At 68.7% G+C, this 16,596-nt stretch carries 12 protein-coding genes and 1 tRNA gene; 4 read left to right on the forward strand and 9 right to left on the reverse strand.

Annotated elements, in window-relative coordinates; genetic code table 11:
- Positions 1-13: 13 nt before the first annotated feature.
- Positions 14-1,636 carry a hypothetical protein gene (locus tag FHR04_RS08750; protein ID WP_139402527.1) on the reverse strand — a complete coding sequence of 541 codons (1,623 nt, stop codon included), beginning with the start codon at positions 1,634-1,636 and terminating at the stop codon, positions 14-16.
- Positions 1,633-2,358, reverse strand: a complete 726-nt coding sequence (locus FHR04_RS08755) for a dynein regulation protein LC7 (protein WP_039686062.1) — start codon at positions 2,356-2,358, stop codon at positions 1,633-1,635. Before FHR04_RS08755 ends, FHR04_RS08750 begins: the two co-directional genes overlap by 4 nt.
- 157 nt (positions 2,359-2,515) lie before the next feature.
- Here FHR04_RS08755 and FHR04_RS08760 point away from each other — a divergent pair.
- Both FHR04_RS08760 and FHR04_RS08765 read left to right on the forward strand, forming a co-directional pair.
- Positions 2,516-2,592: transfer RNA gene (locus tag FHR04_RS08760), tRNA-Arg, on the forward strand.
- Positions 2,593-2,954: 362 nt separating this feature from the next.
- Positions 2,955-4,793: a polysaccharide biosynthesis protein gene (locus tag FHR04_RS08765; RefSeq protein ID WP_139402529.1), complete on the forward strand. Its 1,839-nt coding sequence runs from the start codon at positions 2,955-2,957 to the stop codon at positions 4,791-4,793.
- Between the two features lie 34 nt (positions 4,794-4,827).
- On the opposite strand, the gene pta is transcribed toward FHR04_RS08765, so the two are convergent.
- The 7 genes from pta to FHR04_RS20960 all read right to left on the reverse strand — a co-directional run bounded on the left by pta (position 4,828) and on the right by FHR04_RS20960 (position 13,706).
- Positions 4,828-6,948, reverse strand: coding sequence for a phosphate acetyltransferase (pta, locus tag FHR04_RS08770; RefSeq protein ID WP_139402531.1), 2,121 nt, complete (start codon positions 6,946-6,948; stop codon positions 4,828-4,830).
- 95 nt (positions 6,949-7,043) lie between these two features.
- Positions 7,044-8,255, reverse strand: a complete 1,212-nt coding sequence (locus FHR04_RS08775; RefSeq protein WP_139402532.1) for an acetate kinase — start codon at positions 8,253-8,255, stop codon at positions 7,044-7,046.
- Positions 8,256-8,353: 98 nt separating this feature from the next.
- Complete coding sequence (locus FHR04_RS08780; protein WP_139402534.1) at positions 8,354-9,403, reverse strand: aminopeptidase; 1,050 nt, start codon at positions 9,401-9,403, stop codon at positions 8,354-8,356.
- Positions 9,390-10,337 carry an epimerase gene (locus FHR04_RS08785; RefSeq protein ID WP_139402536.1) on the reverse strand — a complete coding sequence of 316 codons (948 nt, stop codon included), beginning with the start codon at positions 10,335-10,337 and terminating at the stop codon, positions 9,390-9,392. Before FHR04_RS08785 ends, FHR04_RS08780 begins: the two co-directional genes overlap by 14 nt.
- 218 nt (positions 10,338-10,555) lie before the next feature.
- Entirely contained in the window at positions 10,556-11,506 is a 951-nt protein-coding gene (gene cysK, locus FHR04_RS08790; RefSeq protein ID WP_139402538.1) for a cysteine synthase A, read from the reverse strand.
- A 139-nt stretch (positions 11,507-11,645) separates the two neighbouring features.
- A complete protein-coding gene (locus FHR04_RS08795; protein ID WP_139402540.1) occupies positions 11,646-13,511 on the reverse strand; it encodes a PRC-barrel domain-containing protein in 1,866 nt (621 codons plus the stop codon).
- Between the two features lie 54 nt (positions 13,512-13,565).
- Positions 13,566-13,706: a hypothetical protein gene (locus FHR04_RS20960; RefSeq protein ID WP_170213905.1), complete on the reverse strand. Its 141-nt coding sequence runs from the start codon at positions 13,704-13,706 to the stop codon at positions 13,566-13,568.
- Positions 13,707-14,180: 474 nt separating this feature from the next.
- On the opposite strand from FHR04_RS20960, the gene aceB reads away from it, so the two are divergent.
- Both aceB and FHR04_RS08805 read left to right on the forward strand, forming a co-directional pair.
- Positions 14,181-15,761: a malate synthase A gene (gene aceB / locus FHR04_RS08800; RefSeq protein ID WP_139402542.1), complete on the forward strand. Its 1,581-nt coding sequence runs from the start codon at positions 14,181-14,183 to the stop codon at positions 15,759-15,761.
- A gap of 4 nt (positions 15,762-15,765) precedes the next feature.
- Complete coding sequence (locus FHR04_RS08805) at positions 15,766-16,581, forward strand: IclR family transcriptional regulator (protein ID WP_139402544.1); 816 nt, start codon at positions 15,766-15,768, stop codon at positions 16,579-16,581.
- The last annotated feature ends 15 nt before the right edge of the window (positions 16,582-16,596 follow it).

Raw genomic sequence — 16,596 nt, forward strand, 5'->3', positions numbered from 1 at the left:
TGCCGCCGGGCCGTCACAGGTCCTCGTCCCAGTCCAGGCTCTGGGCGGCGGCGGCTTCCGGTGCCGGCGCGCTGCGGCGGCCCAGCAGGCCGAACTGCTGGCACAGTCCCCGGAAACCGAAGGTGCTCAGGGCAATGGCCGCTGCCACCGTCAGGGCCCACAGCGGCAGACCGTAGGCGTTCTGGGTCAGCGTGAGGTTGCTCGCCGCCGCCAGCGCCCCGAGGCCCGTCAGGTCCCCGAGCGCGCCCAGCAAGCCGAACAGCCCTTCCAGGAAGGCCGGCAGCAGCAGCAGCGCCAGCCCGGCGGCAATCGCGCGCCAGAAGGTGTTGCGTCCACCAAAGGCCAGATTCAGCAGGTACAGCGGCACAAAGGCCAGCAGCGCCAGCAGCGCGAACACCAGCACCCGCAGCCAGCCCCCGAAACCACGCGCCACCCCGGCCGACACGCCGTCGAGCGCACTGACCGGCTGTCCGGCGGCCCGCTGCTCCAGCCCGGTCAGGGTGGCGATCAGGGCCTGCACGTCGGCGGGGCGCAGCGCCGTGCGGGCCTGGGCCGCGCCCAGATCGAACACCAGCGTGTCGTAGCCCTGCGCGCCGCGCAACGAGGCCGGGGCGGCGGCCAGCGCGGTGGTGGCCTGTCCCAGCTGCCCACGCGCCTGCACGGGGTCCCCGTGGCCGGCGGCCGACAGCGCCCGCCCCAGCGCGGCGTAGACCTCGCCGGTGGCCGTCACCGGACGGGACGGCGCGCTGGTGGCAGGGGCGGGCCTGACCGGGGCCACCGCCACGGGTGCCGGAGTGGACGATGCCCCTTCCGGCGCCGTGTCCGGACGGGCCGCCACTGTGCCCGCGGCAGGGGCCGTGACCGCCGCGCCACTGGGCGGTGTGGCCAGCGCGTCCAGGAACTGCCGGTTGCCCTGGCGCAGCGCAGTCAGCGACGCGCCCAGCGCGGCCACGTCGCCCTCCGTCAGTTGCCGCAGCGCGTCGCCGAACTGCGAGACCCTCAGGTCGCCGGCCACCGACGCGTCCTGAACCGCCGTGAACCAGGCCATGCCCCGCGCCAGGTTCAGGTAGCTGGTCGGGGACTGGGTGGGCTGGGCCGCCGTCAGGGCCACTGAGATCTTGCGCGCCGCCTCACGCTGCAGCCGCCAGGCCACCCTGGGCAGGCGTCCCGCCGCGCCGTCGGCGCCCAGGGCCTGCGCCGCCGCCCCGGACAGCCCGAACTCGTCGCCCAGCAGCTGAAGCTGCGCCGTTCCGTTGGCCGGCGCCCTGGCCAGCCGGCTCAGGGTCTGGTCGTACAGCGCCTTGCGCATCAGTCCGCGGGCCAGCAGCACCTGGGCTTCGAGCTCTGCGGGACTGCGGGCCAGCGCCCCACGGGCCCCGTCCAGCCCCCCGCGCAGCCCGGCCACCAGTTGCCGGTTGCTCAGGCTGGGGGCCAGCTTGTCCAGATCCGAGGCCGCCGCATCCAGCCGGGTCAGCGCCAGGGCCGCCGAGGTGTCCCTGACCGTCACCGCCCCGTCCAGATCGGCGGCCAGCGCCCGGTAGGCGCCCAGATCCTGCGCGCCCGCCGAACCCACCGTCAACAGCGCCGCCGTGAAGCCGGCTCCCCTGAAGCCACGTCCTGCCCTGCCCTGTGTCATGCGGCCACCTGAAGTCCCTGTAATTCCACCAGCATCCGGCCCACGTTGGCCTGAGCCCCCACCACCACCGCCACACAGTACTCGCCGAGGGGCCGCATGCACACGGTCCGTCCGCCCAGATCCGCCGACATCAGCCGCAGCGTGCGCCCGCCCAGCAGCAGCGCCGTGGCGGCCACCACCCCGCCCAGGCCGCTGGCCCCGGCGATCGAGCGGCTTTGCAGCACCTCGCCGCTGGCGCGGCAGACCATCACCCCCTGCACCCCCGAAAAACGGGCCAGCTCGCGCAGCAGTTCCTCTTGCCCCGCCGCGCCGCTCAGGTCATAGGCGCGGCCCAGACCCACCGAGACATACTCAGGATCGTCGAATTCAAAGTCGTCGGCCCCCAGGCTCAGGTGGTCCAGCGACAGGCCGCTGGCGTCCACACCGTCGTCCCAGGCGGCAAACGGCGCCATCTGGGTCATCAGGGTGGGGGCCTTGGGGTATTCCGCCGCCAGTTGGCGGGTCAGGGCCAGCAGTTCCTGACGGGCGCGCGTTTCCGGCAACACCATCGAGAGCCGGGTCAGCAGCGGCCCGGACAGGATGCGCTGCATGTCCTGGGCCGTCACCGTCTCGGGCATCAGGCGCTGCTCACGCAGCAGCGTTTGCAGCATGGTCTCGGCCGCCCTGGCCGAGACGACGCCTGACAAAGCATGAACGGTCATGGTGTACACAGCGTTGGTCATCAAGGAACCTCAGAGGGCAGTGTAGGAAAGGCCGGCTTACATTTTTCTCTCAGACGCTGTCTATGACGGCTGGCCGCCGACCGCTCCTTTGCTATACTCCTGGCGGTCTCACCCGCACCTGGGGGTCAGGCCGACGGTCTTTACCTTGACCCTTCCCGCACTCGTAGCTCAGCTGGATAGAGCGGCCCCCTCCTAAGGGGCAGGCCACTGGTTCGACTCCAGTCGAGTGCACCACGCCCAGCACGCACTTAACCCCTGTCCTCGTGGCAGGGGTTAAGTGTTACACAGCGAAATCATGCCCCTGCTTCTAGACTAAGAAAGGACGGTCCGCTGTTCACGGGACGGGCAGCCTCTTTTCGAGGCCTCAGCGGGAAACGATGATCCAGAACAGTACAGGACAAGCAGGGGCAACAACTGACCAACGCGATGCAAGAGAAACGGTGGAGTCTGAAGACATTCTGCTAGATTGGGCCTGCGAGGGCGGGTTTTCTGAGGATAGGCGTTGGCGTCTATCTTTCGGGGACGCCGCACCACTGGGATCACGGGCAGTGTGGGCGATCCGGTGCCGGGGAAATGACCATGAACGGAACACAATGATGAACGTCGCCACGGGCAAATTCCTCCTCGACCTGTTGGCCTTCACGCTCGCGGCCATTCTGGCGTACGTGCTGCGCCTGGCCGAACCGCTGGGTGTTGTAGAAGCGTCGGTGCCGATCAGCTCGGTGCTGCTGTACGCAGTGATCGGGCTGCCGATCAAGTGGCTGGCGCTGCGGCACTTCAGGGTCTCACGGCATATCTGGCGCTACGTGACCTTCGAGGATCTGAGCCAGCTGGCGTACACCACCGGCGTGGTCACGCTGGTCCTGCTGCTGCTGACGCCAGTGCTGCGGCTGTGGCTGTTCGTGCCGTGGTCCATTCCACTGCTCGAGGGCGTGCTGGCCCTGGCGATGCTCTCGGGGCTGCGCTTGCTGGTGCGCTGGCGCCTGGGCCGCCGCCGCCGCCGCCTGTCCACGCACGCGCAGGCCCCGGACCGGGTGCTGATCGCCGGGGCCGGGGACGCGGGCCGCCTGATGGCTGCCGAACTGCGGCGCTCGCCAGAGAAGGGCATGGAACCGGTGGGCTTCATCGACGACTCGGCCGACAAGACGGGCATGATGCTGGTGGGCCTGCCGGTGCTGGGACCGCTGTCGCATCTGCAGGATGCCGCGCAGGAAACCGGGGCCACCCTGCTGGTGATCGCCATGCCCACCGCCGGCGGACAGGTGATCCGGGAGTACGTGAACGCGGCGCGGGCGGCGGGGCTGCAGACCCGCACCATCCCCGGTCTGTACGAATTGATGGGTGGACAGGTCACCACCGAGCAGTTGCGCAAGGTCAGCGTGGAAGACCTGCTGCGGCGGGATCCGGTGGAGGTGGATCAGGGCAACATCTCCGACTACCTCACCGGCCAGACCGTGCTGGTCACGGGGGCCGGCGGCTCGATCGGCTCGGAGCTGGTGCGGCAGCTGGCGCGCTTTAACCCCGCCCGGCTGGTGCTGGTGGGCCGCGGCGAGAACAGCATCTTCGCCATCGAGCAGGAGATGCGCCGCGAATGGCCCGGCATCCAGCTTCATGCCCTGATCGCCGACGTGCGCCAGCCGGCGCGGCTGGAATTCATCTTCGAGACGTACCGGCCCGGCGTGGTCTTTCATGCCGCCGCCCACAAGCACGTCCCGCTGATGGAGGCCGCCCCCAGCGAGGCGGTCCACAACAACATCCTGGGCACCCGCAACGTGGCCGAGCTGTGCCTGAAGTACGGCGTCGCGCGGCTGGTGAACGTCTCCACCGACAAGGCGGTCAACCCCACCTCGGTGATGGGGGCCAGCAAACGCGTCGCCGAGATGGTCATCGCCGACGCCGCCTTAAGGGCCGCGCCGGGCCAGGCCTTCGTCTCGGTGCGCTTCGGCAACGTGTTGGGCAGCCGGGGCAGCGTGGTGCCTACCTTCATGGCGCAGATTCGCCTGGGTGGCCCGCTCACCATCACCCACCCGGACATGACCCGCTACTTCATGACCATTCCGGAGGCCAGTCGGCTGGTGTTGCAGGCGGGCGGCCTGGCCAGCAACGGCAGCGTGTACCTGCTGGACATGGGTGAGCCAGTCAAGATCGCCGATCTGGCCAGGGACGTGATCCGCCTGTCGGGGGCGCAGGACATCGAGATCGTGTACAGCGGCGTGCGTCCCGGCGAGAAGCTGTACGAGGAATTGCTCACCAGCGGCGAGGACGTGATTCCCACCCTGCACAGCGAGATCTTCTCGGCCCGGCTGCAACAGGTCCCCACCGATCAGCTCGCGCAGTTGCTGACCCGCCTGAGCGAGGCGGCCGGTCACGAGGATGGCCCCGGCATCCGCGCGCTGCTGCACGGCGCCATCCACGAGAGTCAGCTGCAACTCTGAAGTCAGAGGCGACGAAGCTGCGCGGCACTCAGACTCAGGCCCCTTCTGCCCGCGCCGCTTCCCCCTGCGCCGCCTGAATCGCAGTCAGGGCAATGGTGTACACGATGTCATCCACCAGCGCGCCGCGTGACAGGTCATTGACCGGTTTGCGCAGGCCCTGGAGCATCGGCCCCACGGCCACCACGCCCGCCGCGCGCTGCACCGCCTTGTAGGTGGTGTTGCCGGTGTTCAGATCGGGGAAGATAAACACCGTGGCGCGGCCCGCCACCAGGCTGTCGGGAGCCTTCTGGCGGCCCACGCTCAGCACGCTGGCGGCGTCGTACTGCATCGGGCCGTCCACCATCAGATCGGGGCGGCGTTCCTGCACCAGTCTGGTGGCGACGCGCACCTTTTCCACGTCCTCGCCGCTGCCGCTCTCGCCGGTGCTGTAGGACAGCATCGCCACGCGCGGCGTGATGCCGAAGGCCAGCGCGCTGTCGGCACTCTGGATGGCGATGTCGGCCAGTTCCTCGGCGCCCGGGTTGGGGTTGATGGCCGCGTCGCCGTACACCAGCACCTGCTCGGGCATCAGCATGAAGAAGATGGAACTGATCAGCGCCGCGCCGGGGGCGGTCTTGATCAGCTGCATGGCGGGCCGCACGGTGTTGGCGGTGGTGTGCACCGCGCCGGAGACCAGCCCGTCCACCTCGCCAAGAGAGAGCATCATGGTGCCCAGCACCACGGCGTCTTCCAGCTGCGCCTCGGCCTGCGGGGCGGTCAGGCCCTTGCTCCTCCGCAGTTCCACCATCGGGGCCACGTACTGGGCGCGGATGCTGTGGGGATCGATGATTTCCAGTTCAGGCGGCAGCGCCAGGGCCAGCCCGTCGGCCACCTGCCGCACCCGCTCGGGCGGGGCCAGCAGCACCGGGCGGGCGATGCCCTTCTCGACGCAGCGGATGGCGGCGCGAATGGTGCGCGGCTCGTCGCCCTCGGGCAGCACGATGCGTTTGTTGGCGGCGCGGGCGCGCTGGATCAGCTCGTAACGGAAGGCGCTGGGGGGCAGCCGGCGCTCGCCCACCACGTCCGGCGTGCGGATGCGGGTGCGCAGCGCGGCCAGATCCAGCCGATCGGCAATGAAGTCCAGCGTGCGCTCCATGCGCTCGGTGTCGTCGTGCGGCACGCGGGCGTCCATGCGCGACAGCATCGAGGCGGTGTGGAAGGAATTGGTCTGCACGCGCAGGATCGGCAGCGTCGAGGTCAGGGACGCCCGGCACAGCTTTTCTATGCTGTCTTCCGGCGCGCTGCCCGAGGTGTACATCAGCCCCGCCAGCGGCACGCCGCTGAGGTGCGACAGGGCGGCGGCCATGATCACGTCCTCACGGTCTCCGGGGGTGACCACCAGCGCGCCGGGCACGAACAGATGGGCCATGCGTGGCACAGTGCGGGCGGTGACCACCGTGCTGGTCACGCGCCGCAGTTTAGCCTCGCCCTCATGCAGCACCTCGGCGTTCAGGTAACGGGCCACGTCCAGCATGCGCGGGGCGGCCAGCGCCGGGGACTGGGCCACCACACCCAGCAGCGGCAGTTCCCCGCTGGCGAGCAGCGGACTGCGCGCGCGCAATTCGGCCATTAGGCCGCCGAAATCCAGCTCGCGCGGGGCGAAGTTCAGCACGTAGCCCGACAGGCCGGTGCCGTCGCTGCGGCGGTAGTTCTGCGCGGCAATTTCCAGTTCGTCGGCCAGCGTCCCTGCCGTCACGCCCGCCAGACTGGACACCAGCACGGTGCTGGCCTCCAGGTTGCGGGCCAGCGAGGCGTTCAGCGCCCCCGCGTACACATTGCGCTCGGTCAGGGCCAGTCCCTCGGCAATCAGCACGTCCGCGCCACCGCCGTCGGTGGCCGCGCGGGCCAGGGTCACCACGCTTTCCATCAGTTCCTCTTCCGCGCCGTGGCTGAGCTGGTCTTCGGCCCTGGACAGCGGAATCGGATCGGGGGTTTTCAGGTGCGCCAGCGCGCGGGCAAAATGCACGCTGTCGTCGGTGTCCAGTTCGTGCGTCTGGGCAATCGGCTTGAGGAACGCGACTTTCAGGCCCTGCCGTTCCAGCGCGCGGGCCAGGCCCAGCGCCGTGCTGGACAGGCCCACGGCGTTGCGGGTGGGGGCGATGAAGAGGGTTTTCATGGGGGGCCTCCTTCGGAGGGGTGCGCGGTTGGCGGGATGCGGGGCGCAGTCAGGACAAGAGACGTGCGGGAGACAGGCAGGAGCAGGCTGGGTCTCTACCGCGTCCCGCTCACCGCGTCCTGCCCCCCAAGCTTCAGGACTTCCGCCGTCTCGCGGGCGATCATCCATTCCTCGTTGGTGTTCACCACCAGGGCGGGAAGGCTGTCCGGGGTGCTGATGGGGCCGCCCTGACCGCGCACGGCTGCGGCATTGGCAGCCTCGTCCAGCCTGAAACCCAGGAAGGGCAGGCGGGCCAGCGTCGCCGCGCGCACCGTGGCGCTGTTCTCGCCGATGCCGCCGGTCAAGACCAGCCCGTCCACCCGGCCCAGGGCCACGGCCATCGCGGCGATGCCCTGCGCCAGCCGGTAGACGAAAATCTCCACGGCCAGCCGCGCGCCGTCATGCCCACGCGCCGCCGCTTCCTCCAGCTCGCGCATATCGTTGGTCAGGCCCGACAGGGCCAGCAGCCCACTCTCGCGGTTCAGGGCCGCCGTGATCTGGGTCAGGGTCAGGCCAGAAACGCGCGCCAGATAGTCGTGCAGGCCAGGGTCCACGTTGCCGCTGCGGGTGCCCATGACCAGCCCCTCCAGCGGGGTCAGGCCCATGCTGCTGTCCACGCTGCGCCCGCCCGCCACCGCCGTCACGCTACTGCCGTTGCCTAGATGGGCGGTGATCAGGTTTAGCTCGGCCAGCGGGCGGCCCAGCATTCGCGCGGCCTCGCCCGCCACGAACGAGTGGCTGATGCCGTGGAAGCCGTAGCGCCGGACGCCGTGCTGCGTGTACCACGCTTCCGGCACGGCGTAGCGGTACGCGACTTCGGGCAGGGTCTGGTGAAAGGCGGTGTCGAACACGGCCACCTGCGGCAGCCCCGGAAAGGCGGTCATGGCCGCCTCGATCCCGGCGATGTTGGCCGGGTTGTGCAGCGGCGCGAGGGCCACGCATTCGCGGATGGCCTCCAGCACCTCGGGGGTGATGGGGGCCGGGGCGCTGAAGCGGCTGCCGCCATGCACGACGCGGTGGCCCACCGCCCGCACGTCCTGACGCATGCCCAGCGCGTCCAGTTCGGCCAGCACCAGCCGCATGGCCTCGGCGTAGCTGCCGCCGTTCAGGGAGTGGGTCTGCCGCGCGCCGCCGGAGTCGATCCGCATGGACGCCGCTTCGGCGCCCAGCCGCTCGGCCAGCCCGGAGAGCCGCGTTTCGCCGGAGGCCGGGTCAATCACGGCGAATTTGAGGCTGCTGCTGCCGCTGTTGAGAACCAGAGTCCACATATGCGGGCATTCTCTCAGACGGGGGGCGGCGGCACACGGGAGCCGCTAGGTTTTCTTCAGGCGGTGTGGAACTCCAGGGGCTGGCGCCAAGGCTTCTCCTACCTGCCCTTCAGGCAAGACTGCCGCTCGGCACTGGGCCGCCCCGCGCATTCGGCTGCCGCCTTGATGAAGGTGGGAAGATCCCCCCCGTGGCGCTCCAGCAGGGCCAGGAAATCCGGCACCAGCGTCGCGTAGGCGGCCACCGCACCCAGCGAGGCGTTGTTGGCCCCGCGCGCAAACCAGCCGTCGTAACCCGCGTAGCCGCCCCAGCTCGCCTTGAGGGCGGCGTAGCGGTCATTCAGGGTCTGGATGACCTGCGCCTTGCGGATCTGAACCTCGGCGGCCGGCAGGTTGCGGGCATACAGCGCTTCCAGCTCCCCGCGCGTCTGGAGCAGCAGTTTCTCGAAGCCTGCCGCCCGTTCCTGGGCCAGCCGATCCGCCTGGGCCAATTCGGGCGTGCCGTATTTTTTGAGCCAGCGCCGCATGCCCGCCTCCTCGATGGCCGTGGCGAAGGACTCGTTGAAGATGGTGTCGTCCTTGACGTACAGCGCCGGGTGCGCCAGTTCGTGAATCACGGTGCGGATCAACCCTGCATCCCCTGAGTTCAGCATGGTGGACAGCACCGGGTCTTTCAGGTAGCCCAGCGTGCTGTAGGCGCTGACGCCGCCCACGCTCACGTCGTCCCCGGCCGCGCGGCGCGTGTCGGCGTAGGCCCGCGCATCGGCCTCGTGGAAGTAGCCCCGGTACGTCACACAGCCCGCGATGGGAAAGCAGGAGGTTCGCAGGTGGACGCTGTCGGGCGGCGCGGAAAACACGTTCCAGACCACGGCGGGGCGGCCCACATCCACGTATTCCAGGAAGGAGCCGTGATCGGGCAGGCCCAGTTCGCCGGTAGCGAAGGCGCGCACCCGGCCCACCAGCTCCAGCTTGCGGCGCACCTGCGCGCCGGTGGCGGGATCGGCCAGCACGTCCGCGATGGGCCGCGCCCGCCGAAGCAAGTCCAGCTGCCCGCCCGCCGCCTGCGCCAGATAGCGCACGTCCGAACAGGCCGAGAGTGCGGCCAGCGCCGCGACCCCGGCCAGCATCACGGCGACTCTAGCGGGGCGCATGGCCCACCTCCCGAACCTCTTTCACCAGCGTGGTGATCGCTTCCGGCCAGGCTGGAAACTCGAATTCAAAGCCCGCCCGAAGCAGACGCTCCGGCACGGTAGAGCGGCTCTTGAGCAGCAGTTCAGCCTCGGAGTTCATCACAGCAGCCCCCAGACGAATCAACCCGGCGGTGGATGGAAGGCCCAGCGGCATGGCCCAGGCGTGGCGGTAGGCGCGCAGGAAATCGCGGTTGGGCAGCGGCTCCGGGGCGCAGACATTGACGGGGCCTTCCAGCCCAGCGCCAATCAGGAATTCAATGACGCGGCAAAAATCGCGCTCGTGAATCCAGGACACGTACTGCCCCCCTCCTGCCATCGGCCCGCCCAGACCCAGGCGCATCAGCGAGTCGGTGGTGGCCATCACGCCGTCTGCGCCGAGGCCGTAGACCATCGCGGTTCGCAGGGCCACGCGGCGGGTGTGCGGCAGGTCTTCCTCCATCAGGGCTGCCTCCCAGCGCCGGCCCACGTCCACGCTGAAACCGTGCCCGATCTCGCCCGCCGCCTCGGTCTGCGGGGTCTGGGCATCCCGGTAGAGGGTGCCGGTGCTGCTGTTCAGCCACACGGGCGGCGGAGTCTGAGCAGTCTGGATCGCCGTCCCCAGCGCCCGCGTGGTGTCCAGGCGCGAGGTGTAGATGTCCAGCATGTTCTGCGCGGTGTAGCGGCAATTCACGGTGCGGCCGGCCAGATTCAGCACGGCGGCGGCCCCGTCCACCTCACGGCTCCACTCACCCTGCCGCAACCCGTCCCAGCGCACCCAGCGCCCCGGCATCGGCAAGGCGGCGGGAGAGCGCGACACCGTCACCACGTCCCAGCCCAGCGCCGAGAAATGCCGCGCCACCGCCCGTCCCAGAAAACCGGAGCCGCCCGCGAGGACCAGCCGTTGTGGGAAGGTCATGCGGCCATGTTAGCGGGCCGTACCAGAAGGGGAGCAGAGGCCACGCCCGGCAGGGGCGCGTCATCGGCGATGGCGCGTATGGCTGTGGCTAGCACGACAAAGGTGCCGAATACCTCGGGCCTGGGTCCCCCGGCCAACACCAAGAACGTGGACAGGCAGCCAGCGGAACTATGGTTGGGTAATCGGGCCGTGAGCTGGTGTGCGACAGCCGCCCCAGTTCAGAGCCGTTCGCGTGAATACGGTTTATAGCCCGGCGGCGTCCCGGTCTGGTCACTGAACAGCGCCGTGGTCAGGTACCGCGCCCCGGTGTCGCAGGCAATCGTGGCAACGCGTTTGCCCTCGCCCAGCTCGCGGGCCACCTGTAAGGACGCCCAGGCATTGGCCCCGCTGCTCATGCCCACGAAAACGCCCTCTTCTCCAGCCAGCCGACGGGCCAGGGGGTAGGCGTCTTCCTCCCAGACCGTGATCACGCGGTCAATGATGCCCCGGTCCAGGTTGTCGGGAATGAAGCCCGGTCCCATGCCCTGAAAGCCGTGCTCGCCGCGTTCGCCGCCGCTCAGGACGTTGCTGCGCGCCGGTTCCACGGCAATCACCTGAATCTCGGGGTTCTGGGACTTGAGGTAACGCCCCACCCCGCTGATGGTGCCGCCCGTGCCGCTGCCGTACACGAAGGTGTCGATGCGTCCGCCCATCTGCTGCCACAGTTCCGGGCCGGTGGTGCGCTCGTGGACGGCGGGATTGGCCGGATTGGTGAACTGACCCATCACCACCGCCCCGGTCTCCTCGGCGATGCGCCCGGCTTCCTCGATGGCGGCCAGCATGCGGCGCGCGGGATCGGTCAGCACCAGTTCCGCGCCGTAGGCTTTCAGCGTGCGCTTGCGTTCCTCGGACATCTGGGCGGGCATGCACAGGATCAGTTTGTAGCCCTTGGCCGCCGCCACCTGCGCCAGCCCCACCCCGGTGTTGCCGCTGGTGGGTTCCACAATCGTGCCGCCGGGCTTCAGGCGGCCGCTGCGCTCGGCGTCCTCGATCAGGCCCAGCGCGGTGCGGTCCTTGATGCTGCCGCCGGGGTTCTGGCCCTCCAGTTTCACGAACACGTCTGCCATGCCGGGTTCTGTGACCCGTTGCAATTGCACCAGCGGCGTGTTGCCGATCAGCGTCTCAACCATGCCCGCCAGCATAGGCCCGGTCACGCCGACGCAGCAGGAGAAGACTCGCAAAGTTGACAAGCGGCCGATCCGACAGAAAACGCCGCCCCGTCACAGGGACGGGGCGGCGCTGGAAAGCAGGAGAAGGGGAAGGGTCAGCTCAGCCGTGCGTTTTGGGATCGGTGGACAGCCCAGTGGCGGGCGTGGTGTGTTCGCCCAACTCCGGCTGGCTGTCCAGCGCCCCCTTCCCGTGCTCGTCGGGACGGCTGTCCAGCGGGTTGATGTCCGGCGTTTCCGTGCTGACGCTGTCCAGCAGGATGTCCAGCACGTCACCTTGGGTGGCCAGTTCCACGGCCTTGTGGGTCACGATCTCGCCCAGGTTCAGGATGATGCTGTCGTCGGGGGCCAGGATCACGCGGTTGACCGGGCGGCCCAGGGCGTCCTTGATGCGCTGCTCGTGCAGGGCCTGCTGCCGCTCGTCCAGGGCCGTTTCGGCGTCCTCGCGGCGCTCGCCGATCCAGCCTTTGGCACGGTCCCACAGGTTGCTGGCCCCGCTGGACACGTTCTCCAGCCCGTCAGCCAATGCGGCGCGGGTGTCGGTGCCGCCGGACTGGGCGGTCTGGACCGGACGAACGCCGGTGGCCGCCAGCAACCGGTCCTCGACGCCCAGGTGCCGGGCACGTTCCACGATGGCCGCCGTCACGATCTGGCCCTGCGCGGCCACCAGGCTGCCGCCGGGGCTGCGAACTTCCGTCTTGGCACGGCGGCCGATGGCGGCCTCGGGGCTGCTGGGGTCCACGGCCGCTTCTGTACTCCTGTTCTGCAGGCCACCCGAGAGTGCTGCAGCCGTCAGGGCGCCCAGCTTGCCGGTCTGCTCGGCGCGCTCGGCCTGATATTCGGTGATCACGCCGCCCTGGTACACGATGGTCTCGCCCGCGTCGGTGGTCACGTCCTGGCTGGCGGTCTTCCCCACCACGTAGGCTTTCTGGCGCTCGGCCGTGGCGTCGCGCATGTCTTCGAAGCCGCCCTGCACCCGGTCGCGGGCGTCGCCGTAGGTCGCCACGATCACGCCGCCGGTGGCGTTGGTCGCCAGCGCCCCCAGCTTGCCGTCCCGCTCGGCCCGTTCGGCCTGCTCGGCGGTGATGATCTGGCCCTTGGTCACGATGGTGGAACCGTCCTCGGCGTGCAGGTCACTGCCCGCCGCTTTGCCGATCACGTATTCTTTCTGGCGCTCCCTGGACGCGTCGGCAATGTTGCCGTAGGCGTCCGAGATCGCCCCACCCGTCGCGGTGGTGGCGAGCGCCCCCAGCCGGCCGTGCTGCTCGGCCCGTTCGGCCTGCTCGGCGGTGATGGTCTCGCCCTTGGCCACGATCACGGTCCCGTCGTCCAGCGTCACGTCGCCGCCCGCCGTCTTGCCGATGGCGTACTCCTTCTGGCGCTCACGGGTGGCGTCGGCGATGTTCTCGTAGGCGCCCCGGATCGAGTCGCCCGCACTGCCGAAAGCCCCCCGCAGGCCGCCCGGTTCCTGCTCCTGCATGGCGCTCGCCACCGACACCGGCACGATGGCCGCGTGCTCCCCGATCTGCACGTTTTCCGGCGCAGGCACGAAGGTGCGCCCGTTGCTCAGGTCAGAGAACACGCCGCCGGTGGCCTCGTAACCCTCCACCCGGCCGGTCTTCTCGTCGAAATACACGTCGGCGATCTTGCCCAGGTCCTGTCCCTCGGTGGTCAGCAGGGTCATGCCGATCAGGCTGATCTTGCTGTCCAGCACGTCGGCCAGCCGGTCATCGTCACGGGTGGTGGTCACGTGCTCCGCCGAGTCGATCATGATGGCGTCCTCGCCGATCGAACGGATCATCTCGAAGGGCACGACTTTGGCGGCGCGAAACCAGCCGCCCTCGTCCACCAGCAGGCCCAGCACCTCGTTGGCCTGATGATCGAAAATCAGATCGTGCACGCTGTCGATGCGCTGGCCCGAGTCGATGGCAACGATGTGCCGTCCCAGAATGTCTTTGCCTTTAATCATGGATTACGCTCCAGGAAGAGGTTGAAAACGAAGAAGAAGAGGCAACCAGGACCTTCAGATAAAGCCCAGATTGAGGATGCCCTGCGGTTTCAGGTACAGGAAATACGCCAGCAGGAAAATGACGATCAGGATCAGGAGGATCAGCAACCACGTGCCGCCACCGCTCCCACCGCGATTGCCTTTGAGTCGGGTCATGTTGCCTCCATACCAGAGTGTATGGATGAACGGCGGGTCAGTGATGGCTGAAGCGCTCAGCTGCACTTGTCCTACTCTTGGGATGGTCTTTACAAAATTTAATCTGTGGACACGGCACGACTTCCTGGTCCTTACCTACCGTCCGGGATGGAAAGGCATGGGTCCGGGCGGTTCATGCCAGCAGACCAGAATCTGCTGCGTCACAGACCGCTCCGCCTTTGCGGCGCCCTCAGCCACGCAACGGTGCGGAACGGATGAGTGGCCCACCCGCAGCGCCGTTTAGACAGGACCTGTCCCTGCGCCGCAGACAGGGTGTTCACATTTGCCATTAGTTTGCGTACAATGAAAATCAAGTTCATTGCACGGAAGTTGAGTGCGGTCCAGAGCGTGCAGTGCCAAGGGTTCCCAGTCCAGACGGTTCAGGCCCCGCAGGCCAGGTCACTTCCCACCCTTTTTCCCGCCAAGGAGCACCCCATGAGCGACACCCCCACCAGCAAGGCCGCGCCCTCCGAAGGTTTGCAGATTCACGCCCCCGTCAGCGAGCAGCAGCGGGAAATCCTGACCCCGGAGGCGCTGGCCTTCGTGACCGAGCTGCACCGCCGCTTCGAGCCGCGCCGCCGCGAGCTGATGGGGGCACGCGCCGACCGTCAGGCGCGCCTGGACGCCGGGGAACTGCCGGACTTCCTGCCCGAGACCCGTGAAATCCGCGAGGGAGACTGGAAGATCGCGCCGCTGCCCGCCGACTTGCAGGACCGCCGGGTAGAGATCACCGGCCCCGTGGACCGCAAGATGATCATCAACGCCCTGAACAGCGGCGCGCGGGTGTTCATGGCCGACTTCGAGGACGCCAGCAGCCCCACCTGGGACAACATGGTGGACGGCCAGCGGAACCTGCGCGACGCGGTGCGCCGGACGATCACGCTGGAGCAAAGCGGCAAGTCCTACCAGCTCAACGACAAGACGGCGGTGCTGCTGGCCCGCCCGCGCGGCTGGCACCTGCCCGAAAAGCACGTGACGGTGGACAATGAAACGCTGTTCGGCGCGTTCTTCGACTTCGGGCTGTACGCCTTCCACAACGCCGCCGAACTCCTGAAGCGCGGCAGCGGCCCGTACTTTTACCTGCCCAAGCTGGAGTCGCACCTGGAAGCCCGGCTGTGGAACGACGTGTTCAACTTCGCCGAGGAAACGCTGGGCATCCCGCACGGCAGTATCAAGGGCACGGTGCTGATCGAGACCATCCTGGCGACCTTCGAGATGGACGAGATCCTGTACGAGTTGCGCGAGCACTCGGCGGGCCTGAACTGCGGGCGCTGGGACTACATCTTTTCCTACATCAAGAAGTTCCGCGAGCAGGGTGACCGGGTGCTGCCGGACCGCTCCAAGGTCAGCATGGCCGTGCCGATGATGAGCAACTACAGCAAACTGGCGATCCAGACCTGCCACAAGCGCGGCGCCCCGTCGATTGGCGGCATGAGCGCGTTTATTCCGGTCAAGAACGACCCGGAAGCCAACGAGAAGGCCTTCGCGCAGGTGCGCGCCGACAAGGAACGTGAGGCTGGCAACGGCCACGACGGCACCTGGGTGGCGCACCCCGGCATGGTTCAGCTCGCCACCGAGGTCTTCGACCGCCTGATGCCCACGCCCAACCAGATCGACAGCGGCAAGCAGATGGATCTGAAGATCAAGGCCGCTGACCTGCTGACCCCGCCGGAGGGCACCGTCACCGAGGCCGGCGTGCGCACCAACATCAACGTGGGCATCCAGTACCTCGCGGCGTGGCTGCGCGGCAGCGGCGCGGTGCCCATCCACAACCTGATGGAAGACGCCGCCACCGCCGAGATCAGCCGCGCGCAGCTGTGGCAGTGGCGCAAGCAGGGCGTGACGCTGGAAGACGGGCGCACCCTGTCCCATGAACTGTTCGATGAGTTGTACGCCGACGAGGCCGGCAAACTGGGCGGCGACTATGCGGACGCCACCAAGCTCTTCAAGGACATGGCCACCCGCACGCCGCTGGCCGACTTCCTGACGCTGCCCGGCTACGAGCAGCTGGCCTGACGCCATGACCGACACCTCTCCCCCCAACACCCGCCAGAAGACGGGCCGCGCCCGCACCGGCGAGGCGGGCAGCGTCCGCACGCTGGAACGCGGCCTGACCGTGCTGACCTCGCTGGCCGAACTGGGTCAGGCGTCGCTGACGCAGGTGGCCAAGGCGGCAGGCCTGTCGGCCAGCACCACCTATCGCCTGCTGGAAACGCTGCGCCAGAGCGGCTTCGTGGAGTGGGAGGAGCGCAGCGGGCTGTTCAGCGTGGGGGTGCGGGCCTACCAGGTGGGCGCGGCCTTCGCCGGGCGCAACACCCTGATGGGCGCGGCCCAGACCGAGATGCAGGCGCTGGTCGACGATCTGGGCGAGACCGCCAACCTGGCCGTGCTGCGCGGGGGCGAGGCGGTGTACATCCATCAGGTGGAGGGCCGTCAGCTGGTGCGGATGTTCGCGCAACTGGGCGCGGGCACGCCGCTGAACTGTTCGGGCGTGGGCAAGGTGCTGCTGGCGTGGCACAGCGACGACGAGGTGGCCGGGCGTCTGGGCGAGCCGCCCTACCCGGCCTTCACGCCCAACTCGATCACGACGCTGGGCGCCTACCTGAAAGAACTTCAGAACGTGCGGACACAGGGCTACGCGCTGGACGACGAGGAACGCGAGATCGGCGTGCGCTGCATGGCGACGCCGCTGCGCGACCACACCCGACAGGTGGTGGCCTCGCTCAGCGTGTCCGCGCCGACTTCCCGCTTCGACAAGTCGCAGGTGCCGGCGTTCTACGAGCGCATGAACGCGGCCTCGCGGGCCATCTCGGCGCGGCTGGGCTGGACGCCATAATTCACAGCCTGAAGG

This window comes from Deinococcus radiopugnans ATCC 19172, from assembly GCF_006335125.1.
GTDB lineage: Bacteria > Deinococcota > Deinococci > Deinococcales > Deinococcaceae > Deinococcus > Deinococcus radiopugnans.

Coding starts and splice junctions, on each gene's coding strand:
- FHR04_RS08795 (WP_139402540.1), bottom strand. CDS start 13,511: ATGATTAAAGGCAAAGACATTCTGGGACGGCACATCGTTGCCATCGAC.
- FHR04_RS08780 (WP_139402534.1), bottom strand. CDS start 9,403: ATGCGCCCCGCTAGAGTCGCCGTGATGCTGGCCGGGGTCGCGGCGCTG.
- FHR04_RS08775 (WP_139402532.1), bottom strand. CDS start 8,255: ATGTGGACTCTGGTTCTCAACAGCGGCAGCAGCAGCCTCAAATTCGCC.
- FHR04_RS08765 (WP_139402529.1), top strand. CDS start 2,955: ATGAACGTCGCCACGGGCAAATTCCTCCTCGACCTGTTGGCCTTCACG.
- FHR04_RS20960 (WP_170213905.1), bottom strand. CDS start 13,706: ATGACCCGACTCAAAGGCAATCGCGGTGGGAGCGGTGGCGGCACGTGG.
- FHR04_RS08785 (WP_139402536.1), bottom strand. CDS start 10,337: ATGACCTTCCCACAACGGCTGGTCCTCGCGGGCGGCTCCGGTTTTCTG.
- cysK (WP_139402538.1), bottom strand. CDS start 11,506: ATGGTTGAGACGCTGATCGGCAACACGCCGCTGGTGCAATTGCAACGG.
- aceB (WP_139402542.1), top strand. CDS start 14,181: ATGAGCGACACCCCCACCAGCAAGGCCGCGCCCTCCGAAGGTTTGCAG.
- FHR04_RS08750 (WP_139402527.1), bottom strand. CDS start 1,636: ATGACACAGGGCAGGGCAGGACGTGGCTTCAGGGGAGCCGGCTTCACG.
- pta (WP_139402531.1), bottom strand. CDS start 6,948: ATGAAAACCCTCTTCATCGCCCCCACCCGCAACGCCGTGGGCCTGTCC.
- FHR04_RS08755 (WP_039686062.1), bottom strand. CDS start 2,358: ATGACCAACGCTGTGTACACCATGACCGTTCATGCTTTGTCAGGCGTC.
- FHR04_RS08805 (WP_139402544.1), top strand. CDS start 15,766: ATGACCGACACCTCTCCCCCCAACACCCGCCAGAAGACGGGCCGCGCC.